Below are 15049 nucleotides of genomic sequence, written 5' to 3' on the forward strand. Positions count from 1 at the left end.
TCACCCCGCCGCCGTCATCGGCCGGACCGGCGGCCGCCCGTGCATGGACGGGGGCCCGGCGCTGGTCGACGGCGCCGGCAACCCGCCATTGGCCTTCAGCCAGTAATGCAGCTGCTCGATGCCCTCGGCGGCACCGATGCGCGGGTGCCAGCCCGTCAGCCGCCGCATCCGGGCACTGTCGGCCACGTACCAGGGCTGGTCGCCGCCGCGCCAGGGGCCAGAGGCGACCGGCACCGGATGTCCTTCCAGCTGGCCGATGATCTTGAGCACCTGCCGCAGGCTGACCGCGTTCTCCGCCCCGCCGCCGATATTGACGGCCTGCCCGGCCATGCGGTCCATGTGCTGTCCTGCCAGCAGGAAGGCCTCGACCAGATCATTGACATGCAGCACGTCGCGCACCTGCTTGCCGGTGCCGTACAGGGTGATGGTCCGGCCCTGCATGGCCGCCAGCAGGAAATGGGCGACCCAGCCCTGATCCTCGGTGCCGAACTGGTGCGGCCCGTAGATGCAGCTCATGCGGAACACGGCCATGGGCAGGCCGTAGCTGCGGGCATAGTCGATGACATACTGGTCAGCGGCCCCCTTGGAACAGCCGTAGGGGCTGTGGAAATCCAGCGGCTGCTCCTCGCGCACACCGGCCGCATCGGCAACGTCGCGCGGGCGGTAGCGCTCCGCCTCCTCCACCAGCGCCAGATCCGACAGGGCGCCATAGACCTTGTTGGTGGAGCTGAACAGCAGTGGCGGCGGCGCGGGCTGGGCCCGGACCGCCTCCAGCAGGTTCAAGGTGCCCAGGGCGTTGACCTCGAAATCGTGCCGCGGCTCGGTCAGGCTGGTGGTGACAGCCACCTGGGCCGCGAAGTGGAACACGGCGCCCGCCCGTACCACCGACGCCGTCAGCCGGGCCGCGTCGCGGATGTCGGCCACCTCGATCTCGACGCGGCCGCCATGGGTCTGCCGCAGCCATTCCAGGTTCCGCTCGACACCGGCTCGGCTGAGATTGTCATAGACGATGACCCGCCCGCCGTCGCGCAGGATGCGGTCGGCCAGATTGGTCCCGATGAACCCGGCGCCGCCGGTGATCAACACGGGGCGGTCGCGCCCTTGCGCATCCACACTCATACCGTCAGCCCCCGCATGGCCAGTTCCCTGGCCGCTTCCTCGACGCGGTCGATGGCGATCTGGCCGGACAGCCAGTCGGCCAGGTCGGCCAGTCCCCGATCCAGATCCATCTGCGGCGCATAGCCCAGCAGTGCCTGCGCCTTGCCGATATCGGCGAAGCAATGGCGGATGTCGCCGACGCGGAAACGGCCGGTGATCTCCGGCCCCAGATCGGGGCGCCCGACCGTGGCGGCGATGCGCTCACCAAGATCCCGGATGGCGATGGCCTGGCCGCTGCCCACATTGATGGCCGCACCGGCCGCAGCCGGCTTGTCCAGCGCCAGCATGCAGGCGCGCGTCACGTCCTTCACATGCACGAAGTCGCGCATCTGGCGGCCATCCTCGAACACCAGCGGGCGCTTGCCGTTCAGCAGCCGCGACCCGAAGATGGCCAGGACCCCGGTATAGGGGTTCGACAGGGCCTGGCGCGGGCCATAGACATTGAAGAAGCGCAGCGCGGTGGTCGGGATGCCGTAGGCCGCCCCCACCAGCAGGCATTGCCGCTCCTGCACATATTTGTTCAGCGCGTAGATGGAAGCCAGCGCCGGCTGCTTGCCCTCCGGCGTCGGCACCGGGGTGAGCGCCTGCCCGTCCGCAGCGCGGATCTCCCAGTCGCCGCGCTCCAGCCGGTCGCGCGGGCGCTCGCCGGCGGGCACGCTGTCCCCGGCCGGCCCGTGATACAGCCCCTCGCCATAGATGCTCATGCTGGAGGCGACCACCAGACGTTCCACCGGGCGCTTGATCAGCGCCTCCAGCAGCACGGCCGTCCCCAGGTCGTTGACCCCGGTATAGTCGGCCACCTGGTACATGCTCTGGCCGACACCGACCATGGCGGCGAAGTGATAGACGACATCGGCGCCCTGCAGCGCCCGCGCCACGGCAGCCGGGTCGCGCACATCGCCCACCTGCAGCTCCACCCGGAGATCAAGATAGGCGGGGCGGCCGCCTTCGGGATGAACCTGCGGCAACAGGCAATCGAGAACACGCACCGTGTGGCCGGCGGCCAACAAATCATCGGCCAGATGCGACCCAATGAAACCGGCGCCACCTGTGATAAGGATCGTCTTCGCCATGTATTCCTCGGATCTCCGACGTGGCCGTTTTCAAGAAAAGCCGTGATGATCGGTGGATCAACTGGCTCGCCCGGCCCGCGGCGGAGGCGGGCAAACGGCAAGGTCAGGGTGGTGGCGGGCAATGTTTCGTTTCGAAAGGTATGTACGCCCGTAAACGTCGGCTCTCCCTGATGGTTCCGGGACAGCTTCATCATCTATTCACAACCGGCCTTTTGGAGAGGGGTAGCCCCCCAACGGGCCGGAGCGGACCAGTCCGGCCGCGGCGGCGGAACAGGCGCGACGGATAAACACTTGCGCCGGCCCGGCCGCCTGCGCTGCTGTTGATCCCCTTGGCCGTGGAACACCCGACGGCCCATATGCAACGCAGGGAAAGCCCGCTAATGACCGTGGAACAGGGGCAGTCACCCGAAACCTGGCTCGCCCGGGCGCTGGGCAGCCATGATGCGGAAACCCACGGGGTGGTGCCCGGCATCCATCCCGCGACCACGTTCCTGCGCGGCGGTGACCTGACCTATCCCGGGCTGGTCTATGCCCGCCCGGCCAACCCCACCTTCGCCACGCCCGAAGCCTTGCTGTCGAAACTCGAGGGGGCGGCGGAATCGTTGCTGTTCGGGTCCGGCATGGCGGCGGCCACGGCGGTGTTCCAGGCCCTGCAGCCGGGCGACCATGTAGTGGCGCCCAAGGTCATGTACTGGGCGTTGCGCCGCTGGCTGAAGCAGTTCTGCGCCCACTGGGGCCTGGGCCTCGATCTGGTGGACATGACCGACAGCGACGCCATCGCCGCCGCGGTGCGGCCGGGCCGGACGCGCATCGTCTGGGTGGAGACGCCGGCCAATCCCACCTGGGACATCACCGACCTCGCCGCCGCCGCCGACATCGCCCATCGGGCCGGCGCCCGGCTGGTCGTCGATAATACGGTGCCCACGCCGCTGCTGACCCGCCCCATCGAGCACGGGGCCGACATCGTCATGCATGCCGCCACCAAATATCTCAACGGACACAGCGACGTGTTGATGGGCACGCTGTCGGTGGCGACGCCGGACGCGTTCTGGCAGCGCATCCGCGGCGTGCGCGGCGATCTGGGCGGCATTCCCGGCCCGTTCGAAGCCTGGCTGCTGCTGCGCGGCATGCGGACCCTGGCCCTGCGGGTGGACAAGGCCTGTGCCAACGCCCAGGCCGTGGCCGAGCATTTCCACGGCCATCCCCGCAGCGCCGGCATCCTCTACCCCGGTCTGCCGGATCATCCGGGCCACGGCATCGCCGCCCGGCAGATGCGGGGCGGCTTCGGCGGCATGCTGTCGCTGCGGGTGGCCGGCGGTGAAGCGGCCGCCGTCCGGGCGGCGGCGCGATTGCAGCTCTGGACCCGGGCCACATCGCTGGGCGGGGTTGAAAGTCTGGTGGAACACCGGGCCTCGGTGGAGGGGCCGGACAGCCCGTGCCCACCGGACCTGCTGCGCCTGTCCTGCGGCATCGAATCTGCCGCCGACCTCATCGCCGATCTGGAACAGGCCCTGGCGCCTTAGCAACACGCGCGGAGCGCATCGCCTGCGCCGTCACGGCTGCATCAGCAGGTCCAGCTTGGTCATGAAGGGCACCACCGCGGCGCGGTCTTTCTCGGTTTCCGCGGCCAGGACGGCCAGATCGGTCCGTTGCAGCCGGACCAGCGCCATCATCTCCGAGCGCTGTTCCGGTGTCAGGCTGCGGTCGGCGGCCAGCCTCGTGGCCGCCTTGGCGGCATCCAGGGGCGCACCGCCGCGCCGTTCCATCTGATACGCGGCCAGGATGCGCTGTCCGATGACACGCCAGCGCTGGGCATTGAAACCATGATGATCGAGAACATCGGGCGCCGCCGCCGCCAGGGCCGGCAACTGTCCCGGAGCATGGATCGATGGCAGATCCGGCCGGGCCGCCATCTCCTCCGCCGCGGCGATGAAGCGCGCCACCTCCTGCGCCGGCAACGGATCGCGGGCGAAATCAGGGGCGGACAGGATGACAAACAACGACAACAGGATCGCCGTGCGCATCTTCGAACCGGGGAGCATGAGGGCACAGTTTTGTACTCTATCCCCCGAAGGGTTACTACCGTTCTAACGGCGCCGTTCCGGTGGATTCAGCGTTTCGTCGCCGATTTTCAAAGAAATTTTAATATTCTCCGCTCCCTTTCCCGGTATGGACACACGGACAGGCCAAATGCAGGGGATTACAAGGGGATGGCAGCAGCGCTGAACAGCCGGCCATAGCCCCGGTTCCACCGGCCAGAGGATGAGTCCGGGCCGTGCAAACGGCGAATCGACGGGACGGAGTCACGGGCCTGACCGGGATCGACGGCGACCATACCGGTTCGCCGCCCGCCCGTGCGGGAGGTCGCCCGGAAGCCTCGTTGCCGCCCCTGTCATTGTCCGCCACCGGCCCGCCCTTGTCCGGTTGCAGGGTCCGGTTTCGTGAATTTTCGACGGCAACCGCCGGCGGAAATGAGGTTTCCCTGAGCCGTCCCTTGGATCGACCTTGCAAGGCGCCCGGCAAGGGCCTAGGGTCCCCTCGCCAGTGTAGAGGGGGATTCTACTTCCGTGGTTCGGTCCGTTTCGCGTCCGCTCGTGCGCCTGCTGCTTGCCGGTGCCGCGTTCACTCTGGCGGGGCAAGCCGCCGCCCAGTCATCCAGCAACACCGGTGCCGCCGGAACCGTGCAGCAGCCGTCCGCCCCTGCGGGTGGCGGGCTGATCCTGCCGGGTCAGGTGCAGACCGGACCGGCCGGATCGCCGGCCGCCGGCACCATCGCCCCGCGGCCCCAGCAGGCCCCGACCGCGGCACCTGCTCCGCAGCAGCCGGCCCAGGCAGCGCCGCAGCAGCAGCCGTCGGCCCAGCCGGCCGCCGCACCGAAGGCGCCGGGCAAGCCCGCGGCACCGAAGGGCGCCTGGCAGGTGGGTCCGCAGGTCTTCACCGACGGCAGCTTCAAGCTCTGTGCCGCCGGTGTCGAATTCGACAACAACCTGCACCTGCTGCTGCTGCAGAATCCGGAAAAGCACACCAACATGGTGCTGGGCGTCCCTGGCGCCCGCATGCCACCCGGCCGGCAGCTGAAGGTCAAGCTGACCGTCGATGGCAAGAACAAAATCACACGGGAACAGCCGGCTGTGGTCAGCCAGCCCGAGGCCATCACCATCGGCCTGGGCAATGACGCCGAGCTGCTGAAGGCGCTGTCCAACGGCAGCGCGCTGATCGTGGAAGTGCCCGGCGACACCGCCAGCTTCCAGCTGAAGGGCACCACCAAGGCCCTGTCCGATCTGTCCACCTGCGTCGATCAGGCCAAGGCCGGCACGCTGAAGCTGCCGCCCTCCCCGATCCCGGTGATCGATGAGGATCTGGCCAAGATGCTGGTCAAAGCCGGTCTGCAGGATGCGCGGGCCATCCCCGTCGACAAGCTGCCGCCGCAGCAGCGTCCGGGTGATTACGCCTGGCAGCTGGGTGACAAGGTTCTGGGGTCCGTCCGCGGCTTCCCCGTGGGCGAGGAGGCCGGCGATTTCGCCGCCGTCACCCAGAAATACATGGATCAGCTGAAGGCCAGCTGCGAGGGCACCTTCACCCCGACCCTGGGCCAGATCGAGACGGTGCCGGCCTATCAGGTCCGCAACGTGTCCGCCCAGTGCGAGGCCAAGGAAGGCAAGATCTATGTCTCCATGGTCCTGCAGTTCATCCCCATTCCCAAGCAGCCGGGCCAGGACAAGGAAGTCCGCCTGCTGACCGTCTTCACGCATGAGACGGTGGAAGCGGAGAAGGCCAAGGCCGACTCGGCCAGCCAGGGCATCCTCAAGGTGCTGAAGGAAAAGGGTAAGCAGCCTCTGGCCCAGCCGGGTCAGGCCCAGGATGGCAAGGCGCCGGCCAAGCCCGCCGGCAAGTAACAGCCGGTTCCATCGCAGGATCGACGGCCGGGCGGCAACGCCCGGCCGTTTGCGTAATGGGCGACTTTTCCGTGCCTGCGCGGGGAACAGGGGGCCGGTCCAAGGGGTTGAGACAAAGCTCCTTTCCCCTTCTGTCCATGGGACGGACCATGTCTGATGCCGCGCTCGCCCGCCCCTTCCCCCCCGAAGCCGCGGCGCCGTCGCCGCAGGGGGCGCCGGGACCGGGTCCCCGCATCTACAACCTGTTCCCCCTGCTGCTCGGTCCCATCGGCGGCTGGTCCCGGCATCTTCCGCGGATCGCCGGCATGGGCTTCGACTGGATCTATCTGAACCCGATCCAGTATCCCGGCTTCTCCGGCAGCCTGTATGCGGTGAAGGATTATTGGCGCCTGCATGACCGGGTGCGGGGCGATACGGACGAGGATGCGGATTCGCTGCTGCGCCGGTTCCACGCCGACGCCGCGGCACACGGCCTGTCGGTGATGCTGGATCTGGTGGTGAACCACACCGCCAAGGATGCCGTCCTGGTGCAGGAGCATCCCGACTGGTTCCGGCGCGAGGCGGACGGCGAACTGCGCAGCCCCCGCGCCGTCGATCCCACCAATCCGGCCAATGTCACGGTCTGGGGCGACCTGGCCGAGTTGGACTATGATCGTCCGGACTCGCGTGAGGGGCTGATCCGGACCTTTGCCCACTGGGTCCGGCATCAGGTCGAGCTGGGGGCCAAGGGCTTCCGCTGCGATGCGGCCTATCAGGTGCCGGCGGGGGTCTGGCGCGCCCTGATCGAGGCGGGGCGCAGCATCGATCCCGAGGTGAAGTTCTTCGCCGAAACGCTGGGCTGCACGCCGCATCAGGTGACGGATCTGGCCGATGCCGGCTTCGACTACATCTTCAACAGCGTGAAATGGTGGGACCTCAGGCAGGACTGGTTCATCGACCAGTACAACCTGTTCCGCACCATCGCCCCCTCCATCGCCTTCCCCGAAAGTCATGATACCGAGCGGCTGGCGGCGGAAGTGGGGAGCGACGATCCCCGCCGGCTGGCCGCCATCGCCAAGATGCGCTACCTGCTGGCGGCCTCCATCAGCAGCGGGGTGATGATCCCCGCCGGGTTCGAGTACGGCTTCACCCGCAAGCTGGACGTGGTCGATAGCCGGCCGGAGGATTGGGAGGCCGAGGCCGCGCGTCCCCGCCTGGACCTGTCCGGCTTCATCGCCGATGTCAACGCCATGAAGGCGGCGGTCCCGGCCCTCAATGGCGAGGGTCCGATGGCGCGGCTCAGCCCGCCCGGCAACAGCATCACCATCCTGCTGCGCCGCGACCCGGCCGGCGGGGGCGCGGCACTGCTGCTGGTCAACACCGATGAAACCCGCAGCCGGACCGTCGATCCCGCCCCCCTCCTCGTTGCTGCAGGCGGACTGTCTTTCCGCGATGTCACGCCGGGCAAGACCCCGTCCGCCCTGGTTCCCGGCCAGCCGCTGACCCTGGAGCCGCTGGAACTGCGTGTCCTGCGCGGAGAGACCAGCCTGACGCGGCGGGAGCCCAGCCACGAGCAATCGCTGGAACGCCTGCACGCGCTGGCCGCGTCCAGGGTGGCCATCGAGGATGTCTACCCGGCTGTCGATGCCGGACGCTTCCCGGCCAAACGGGTGGTCGGCGACCTGCTGGAGGTGTGGGCCGACATCTTCTGCGACGGTCATGACCGGATCGCCGCCTGCGTCCAGGCCCGGGTCCAGGGGGAGGAGGGCTGGATCGAGGCGCCGATGGCGCTGATCGACAATGACCGCTGGCATGGCCGGCTGCCGCTGGACCGCAATGCCCGGTGGGAGTACCGGATCGAGGCGTGGCGCGATCTCTGGGCCAGCTGGCGCTCCGGCATCGGCAAGAAGCGGGATGCCGGTCGCGACATCGCCCTGGAACTGGTGGAGGGCCGCCGCTTGCTGGAAACGGCGGTGGACAAGGCCGAGGGACGGGCCAGAACCACACTGGCGGCCCATCTCGACCATGTGCGGGCCGTACCGGACTGGGACAAGGACCGCGCCTATGCGCTGCTGACGGCGGAAACGCTGGCGGCGGACATGGCCCGGTTCGGCGTGCGCACCAACCGCACCTGGTCGCGGACCTTCGATCTGGTGGTGGACCGGACGGCCGCCCGTTTCAGCAGCTGGTACGAGCTGTTTCCCCGCTCCATGAGCGATGATCCCGGACGCCATGGCACCTTCGACGACGTCATCGCCAAGCTGCCCTATGTCCGGGACATGGGGTTCGACGTTCTGTATTTCCCGCCCATCCATCCCATCGGCCGCAGCCACCGCAAGGGCCGCAACAACAGCCTGACTGCCGGCCCCGACGATCCCGGCAGCCCCTATGCCATCGGATCGGATGAGGGCGGCCACGATGCCGTGCATCCCCAGCTCGGCACGCTGGAGGATTTCCAGCGGCTGGTGGCCGCGGCACGCCGGCACGGGCTGGAGATCGCCTTGGATTTCGCCATCCAGTGCAGCCCCGACCACCCCTGGATCAGACAGCACCCGGACTGGTTCGACTGGCGCCCGGACGGCACCATCGCCTATGCCGAGAACCCGCCGAAAAAGTACGAGGACATCGTCAATGTCCATTTCTACCGCGACGCCCTTCCTTCCTTGTGGCTCACCCTGCGGGACGTGGTGCTGTTCTGGGTGGAGCAGGGTGTGCGGATCTTCCGCGTGGACAATCCCCACACCAAGCCCCTTCCCTTCTGGGAATGGATGATCCGCGAGGTCCAGGACCGGCACCCCGATACCATCTTCCTGGCCGAAGCCTTCACCCGGCCCAAGATGATGAAGCGGCTGGCCAAGGCGGGCTTCACCCAGAGCTACACCTACTTCACCTGGCGCCGTCACAAGCAGGAGATGACGGAGTATCTGGTGGAACTGACCCAGGGGCCGGCCAGGGAGTATTACCGGCCCAATTTCTTCGTGAACACGCCCGACATCAACCCGCCCTATCTCCACAGCGGCAATCCCGCCTGGTTCAAGGCGCGGGCCGTCCTGGCGGCGACCCTGTCCAGTGTCTGGGGCATGTATTCGGGGTTCGAGCTGTGCGATGGCACGCCGGTTCCCGGCAAGGAGGAATATCTCGACAGTGAGAAGTACGAGATCAGGGCGCTGGACTGGAATACTCCGCGGAATATCCGCGATTACATCCGCACGCTGAACCTGGCCCGGCAGCGCTTCCCGGCCCTGCAGCAGCTGACCAATCTCCGCTTCTACAACGCCTACAACGACCAGGTCCTCTATTACGGCAAGATGTCACCGGCCGGGGGAGAGATGATCCTGACCGCCGTCAACATGGTCCCGGATCAGGCCGTCCATCAGGTCTCCATCGAAGTGCCGGTCTGGGAGTTCGGCCTGCCCGACGACGGTGTGGTCGAGGTGGAGGATCTGTTCAGCGGCGCCCGCTGGTTCTGGTACGGCAAATGGCAGCAGATCACGCTGGACCCGGCGGTGAATCCCTGTGGCCTCTGGCGCATCACGCCCCCGCGTTCCGGCTGAATCACCGCTGTGGCCGGCACAAAACGGCAGGAGAAAAAGGTCGAAACGATATATTTACTGCGTCCGCACTATGATTACCGCTTTCGTCACGGGTCCTGGCCATGCAAATGGCCGCCATCTCCAGGGATGTTACATTTTTCCGGCTGAAAACGTGTCTTGTGCGACACACCTTCTTGGTTCCCGGCGACCCTGTCGCTACCTCCCAATCGTGGTCGCATGACTCTGCGCGGGGTCTTCGCTAGAGTATGGTCGTGGAGTTTGAGCGATGAACACGTTTACGACCGCTGGCCTTGCCCTTGCCGCCCTGCTGATGCTTGCCGCCACCGCCCTCGCGCAAGAGGGGGGGGCTGACGGGAAGGCCGGGAACGTGTCTGTGCAGGGTCTCAGTGGCCGTCCGATCGACGACGGGTTCGGGATCGGCCTGCCGCCGGTATCCGGGGCTATGGCCCTGACCGGTGGCGGACCGAGCATGGGTTCGGTCGGCTGGCAGCCGTTGGAGAGCCTGCGCGTCGAGCTGGAATATGCGCAGCGCAATGGCAGCCGCTCGATGCCCCTGGATCTCGGCAGCAGCGACGGCACGCTGGCATCCCGCAGCCTGATGGCCAACGCCATGATCGATCTGCGGGTGTCGGATTGGCTGACCCCCTATGTCGGCTTCGGCGTGGGCATGGCCCGCATCGCGCCGGACGCCACCGGCGCCCCCTCGCTCAGCGCCCGCAGCGGCGATGCCGTGGCCTATCAGGGCATCGTCGGATTGTCGGTGCCGTTCAGCGACAGCCTGTCCTTCTTCGCGGACGGGCGCTATCAGCGCACCGACGATTTCAGCCTGTTGCCCAGCACCTCAGTCGACCACAGCCTGCAGACCTGGTCCGCCCTGGCCGGGCTGCGCTTCACCTTCGGCGGCGGCGGCGGCAAGTAGGTCCGGCGCACCGTCGGCCAGCCGCTTGGCCCAGACGGGATAGCGCAGCGTCAGCCAGTGCAGCTTCCCGTCCGTGCCCAGGAATTGCTCGCGCACATCCGGATCGCGGCGCATGGCATCGGCGCCCGCCATATGCACGATGCCGACGGGCCGGTTCGGAAGGTAATGCTCCACCCAGGGCTTCGGCCCGGCGGGATCATAGCGCCACGGCCCCAGGTAATTGCACCATTCCGGCAGCAGTTCGACCGGCATCCCGTCGATGAAGATGCCGAGGGCGAAGGCCAGCTGGACCGAGGAAAACAGCCGGCAATGGTGGATGACCTCGGCATGGCGGCGCTGGAACACGGCCCAATGCGGCGCATCGCTGCGGGCCGAGAACACACCGCCATTGAGGTTCGGCCGCAGGGCCAGGTCCTGTTTGACCTTGGCCGGTAGCTTGGTCTTGCGCGCCGCCTTGCCCAGGATCGAGCGGATGCGTCCCAGATCATGGAACAGCCAGCGCACCGTCACTTCGGTGGGCCGGAACCGTCCGGTCTGGGCCACGATGCCGAACCGCCCCATCTCCGCCGCCTGCAACAGCAGGTCAATGGCTGCCCAGTCCTGGACCCAGGCGTCGGCATCGATCCAGATGATCGAGCCGAAACCGGGGAAATGGCGGGGCAGGAAGATCTTGGCGATCTCGGCCCGGACATGATCCTGCCCCATGGTCCGCATGGTCGAGAGATCATATTCCCAGCCCGGCGTGGCCAGCAGGCAGCCTTCGGCGGCCAAGACACCGCGCTGCTCCTCCGTCAGGCCGGCATCGATGATGCCGATCGGACAGTGGCGTCCCTGGGGAAAGGTGCGGATGGACTCCACCAACTCCCGCATCAGCGGATAGTACCGGCTGTCGCCACCGGTGACGATGATGAAGCGCTCTTGGGCCATCGGGCTACATCCAACGGGGGAGTTCGTGCACCTTGTATGGCCGGGATGGAGACCGGTCAAGCCGGCCATCCCCTCTCCCGGCCTCGACAGCCGGTCCCGCCGAAACCAAAGTGCGTTACCGGTGTTCAGAAGAGACCCGCCCTGGATGTCATACGGCCATCATGATCGATCGGAACGACCGCACCTGGTACAAGGACGCCGTCATCTATCAGACGCACGTCAAAGCCTTCTTCGATGCCAACAATGACGGGATCGGCGATTTCGCCGGGCTGACGGCAAAGCTGGACTATATCCAGGAACTGGGGGTCTCGGCCCTCTGGCTGCTGCCTTTCTATCCCAGCCCGTTGCGGGACGACGGCTACGACATCGCCGATTACCGCGACGTCAATCCCCGCTACGGTTCGCTGAAGGATTTCCGCGCCTTCGTCCGCGAATGCCATGCCCGCGGCATCCGCGTCATCACCGAACTGGTGGTCAACCATACCAGCGATCAGCATCCCTGGTTCCAGCGCGCACGCCGCGCCCCGCCCGGCCATGCCCACCGGAACTATTACGTCTGGTCGGGGACAGACCAGAAATACCAGGGCACCCGCATCATCTTCCTGGACACGGAGAAGTCCAACTGGACCTGGGATGCCGAGGCCAACGCCTATTTCTGGCATCGTTTCTACAGCCACCAGCCTGACCTGAATTTCGACAACCCCAAGGTCCTGCGCGAAGTGACCAACGTCATGCGCTACTGGCTGGATATGGGGGTGGACGGGCTGCGGCTGGACGCCGTGCCCTATCTGATCGAGCGCGAGGGCACCAACTGCGAGAACCTGGCCGAGACGCACGAGATCCTGCGCAGGATCCGGGCCGACGTCGATGCCGGCTATACCGACCGCATGCTTCTGGCCGAGGCCAACCAGTGGCCGGAGGATGTGCTGCCCTATTTCGGCAATCCCGAGGTGGGGGGCGACGAATGCCACATGGCGTTCCACTTCCCGCTGATGCCGCGCATGTACATGGCATTGGCCATGGAGGACCGGCATCCCGTCACCGACATCATGCGGCAGACGCCCGAGATCCCGGCCAACGCCCAGTGGGCCATCTTCCTGCGGAACCATGACGAGCTGACGCTGGAAATGGTGACCGACAAGGAACGGGACTACATGTGGAACTTCTACGCCGGCGACCGCCGGGCCCGGATCAATCTGGGCATCCGGCGGCGGCTGGCCCCGTTGATGGACAATGACCGGCGCAAGATCGAACTTCTGAACAGCATGCTGTTTTCCATGCCCGGCACGCCGGTGATCTATTACGGCGACGAGATCGGCATGGGCGACAATGTCTTTCTGGGCGACCGCGACGGTGTGCGCACACCCATGCAATGGTCGCCGGACCGTAATGGCGGATTCAGCCGGGCCGACCCCGCAGGCCTCTATCTGCCTTCGATCATGGACCCGATCTACGGGTTCCAGGCCGTCAATGTCGAGGCGCAGGCCCGCAGTTCCACCTCGCTGCTGAACTGGATGCGCCGTCTGGTGGCCGTGCGGCAGCAGCACAAGGCCTTCGGCCGCGGCACGCTGAAGTTCCTCTATCCCGGCAACCGCAAAGTCCTGGCCTATCTGCGCGAGCATGAGGGAGAGACCATCCTCTGCGTCGCCAACCTGTCGCGGGCGGCGCAGGCTGTCGAGCTGGACCTGCGCGGCAATCGCGGCTGCGTGCCGGTGGAAATGATCGGCCGCTCCGCCTTCCCCCCTATCGGCGACCTGCCCTATCTCCTGACGTTGCCGGCCTATGGCTTCTACTGGTTCCTGCTGACCGGGGAGAGCGCCATGCCCAGCTGGCACGAGCCGGCGCCGGAGCCTGTGCCCGATCTGGTCACCCTGGTCACCCGTGACGGCTGGCGCGATGTGATCGGCCCACGCGGCCAACGTGAGCTGGCAGAGGTGGCCCTGCCCGCCTTCGTGCCGAAACAGCGCTGGTTCGCCGCCAAGAACGCCCAGGTCTCCGGCGTGCAGATGGTGGCATCCGCCATCCTCCCCGGCCCGGCCGAAGGCTTCCTGCTGGCCCGCATCGATGTCCACCACAGCGACGCACCGGAGCCGGTCCCCCATTTCCTGCCGCTGGCCCTGTCCTGGGAGGAGAATGCCGGCAATCCAGGCTGGCCGCTGCTGCCCTATACCCTGGCCAAGGTGCGCCATGGCGCACACATGGGGGCCGCCTATGATGCCATGCAGTCGCCGGCCTTCGCCCGCACCATGGTGGACGGCATTGCCCGCGGCCTGGATATGCCCACCAGCGCCGGCACCATGCAGTTCCGTCCCACCGAGCGGCTGGCCGCAACGCCGCTGCCGGAGGGCGAGGTGGAAACGCGCACGCTGGGCGTGGAGCAGTCCAACAGCTCGGTGCTGTTGGGCGATGCCATGGTCCTGAAGATCTACCGCCGGCTGGAACCGGGCGTGCATCCCGAACTGGAGATCGCCCGTTTCCTGACGGAGAAGGTGCCCTTTGCCAATACGCCGCCGCTGCTGGGCACAGTGGAGCATGTATCGGAGCACGGTGTCACCGCCCTGGCCGTGCTGCAGGGTTTTGTCCGCAACCAGGGTGACGGCTGGCGCTTCACCCTGGACTATCTCAGCCGGGAGCTGGACGACCGCCGCCTGCGCCTGATGGCCGATACGCCGGCGGAGACCATTCCGCCAACGGTGGAAGCGGAGGGCGCCGGCGAGGAATGGGGCCTCTATACCACGCTGGCCCGCACATTGGGCGAGCGGACGGCACAGCTGCACTGTGCCCTGGCCACGGTGACCGGCGATCCCGCCTTCGATCCCGAACCCGTCACCGATGCGGACATGACGGCGTGGCGCGAGGGGGCACGGCGTCAGGGTGAGCGGGCTATCCAGGCCCTGCGCCTGGGTCGTGAGCGGCTCGACGACGCGGCCCGGACAGAGGTGGGCCGGCTGCTGGAGCGCGAGCCAGAGCTGCTGGCGCGGATCGACCAGCTGTGCCGCGGCCGGCCGGACGTGACCAAGACCCGCATCCATGGCGACTACCATCTGGGACAGGTACTGCGCTCGGCCACCGACTGGTTCATCATCGACTTCGAAGGCGAGCCCGCCAAGCCTCTGGCCCAACGCAGGGTCAAGGGCTCCCCGTTGCGCGACGTGGCCGGCATGCTGCGCAGCTTCGACTATGCCGCCTGGTCAGCCCTGGGCCAGATCGCCCAGGTCCACGCCGACGCCATGGACCGGTTGCGCCCGCTGACCGAGGATTGGGAACGGCTCACCCGCGCCGCCTTCCTGGACGGCTACCGCACCTGCATCGGCGACTGCTCGTCCCATCCGCCGGGCGCCGGCGAAGCAGACCGGCTGATCGCCCTGTTCGAACTGGAGAAGGCCCTGTACGAGATCGTCTACGAGGCCGGGAACCGCCCGGCGTGGCTGCCGATTCCCGTGCGGGGCGCCCTGGCCGTTCTCGACCGTCTGCAGCCGGGACCCCCTGCCGGGGAGACCTGACCCGGGGCCTTAAACCTTTTGCGCCGGAAAATTGCTGTCA

The 15049-nt window shown here is 67.3% G+C and carries 9 protein-coding genes; 5 read left to right on the plus strand and 4 right to left on the minus strand.

What is annotated here, in order from left to right; all coding sequences use genetic code 11:
* Together DK368_RS12620 and DK368_RS12625 are read right to left on the minus strand one after the other, a co-directional pair.
* Entirely contained in the window at positions 1 to 1119 is a 1119-nt protein-coding gene (locus tag DK368_RS12620; protein WP_114394313.1) for an NAD-dependent epimerase/dehydratase family protein, read from the minus strand.
* Positions 1116 to 2231, minus strand: a complete 1116-nt coding sequence (locus DK368_RS12625) for an NAD-dependent epimerase/dehydratase family protein (protein ID WP_114394314.1) — start codon at positions 2229 to 2231, stop codon at positions 1116 to 1118. Before DK368_RS12625 ends, DK368_RS12620 begins: the two co-directional genes overlap by 4 nt.
* A 380-nt stretch (positions 2232 to 2611) precedes the next feature.
* Here DK368_RS12625 and DK368_RS12630 point away from each other — a divergent pair, with 380 nt between their 5' ends.
* Positions 2612 to 3754: a trans-sulfuration enzyme family protein gene (locus DK368_RS12630; protein ID WP_114394315.1), complete on the plus strand. Its 1143-nt coding sequence runs from the start codon at positions 2612 to 2614 to the stop codon at positions 3752 to 3754.
* 30 nt (positions 3755 to 3784) lie between these two features.
* Here the strand turns inward: DK368_RS12630 and DK368_RS12635 are convergent, their stop codons facing one another.
* Positions 3785 to 4255, minus strand: coding sequence for a hypothetical protein (locus DK368_RS12635; RefSeq protein ID WP_114394316.1), 471 nt, complete (start codon positions 4253 to 4255; stop codon positions 3785 to 3787).
* A gap of 543 nt (positions 4256 to 4798) precedes the next feature.
* Between DK368_RS12635 and DK368_RS12640 the strand changes: the two genes are divergently transcribed.
* From DK368_RS12640 to DK368_RS12650, 3 genes are all read left to right on the plus strand, one after another.
* Positions 4799 to 6127, plus strand: a complete 1329-nt coding sequence (locus DK368_RS12640) for a hypothetical protein (RefSeq protein ID WP_155524570.1) — start codon at positions 4799 to 4801, stop codon at positions 6125 to 6127.
* A gap of 149 nt (positions 6128 to 6276) precedes the next feature.
* Positions 6277 to 9660, plus strand: a complete 3384-nt coding sequence (locus DK368_RS12645; protein WP_114394318.1) for a maltotransferase domain-containing protein — start codon at positions 6277 to 6279, stop codon at positions 9658 to 9660.
* Between the two features lie 265 nt (positions 9661 to 9925).
* Positions 9926 to 10579: an outer membrane protein gene (locus tag DK368_RS12650; RefSeq protein ID WP_114394319.1), complete on the plus strand. Its 654-nt coding sequence runs from the start codon at positions 9926 to 9928 to the stop codon at positions 10577 to 10579.
* Here DK368_RS12650 and DK368_RS12655 read toward each other — a convergent pair.
* A complete protein-coding gene (locus DK368_RS12655; protein WP_193552289.1) occupies positions 10502 to 11506 on the minus strand; it encodes a glycosyl transferase in 1005 nt (334 codons plus the stop codon). The genes DK368_RS12650 and DK368_RS12655 overlap by 78 nt on opposite strands.
* 161 nt (positions 11507 to 11667) lie before the next feature.
* Here DK368_RS12655 and treS point away from each other — a divergent pair, with 161 nt between their 5' ends.
* Positions 11668 to 15009 (plus strand): maltose alpha-D-glucosyltransferase, encoded by a 3342-nt coding sequence (gene treS, locus DK368_RS12660; RefSeq protein WP_114394320.1) that lies wholly within the window; start codon positions 11668 to 11670, stop codon positions 15007 to 15009.
* Positions 15010 to 15049 lie beyond the last annotated feature (40 nt).

Origin of the sequence: Oleisolibacter albus (assembly GCF_003336875.1) — a bacterium.
GTDB lineage: Bacteria > Pseudomonadota > Alphaproteobacteria > Azospirillales > Azospirillaceae > Niveispirillum > Niveispirillum album.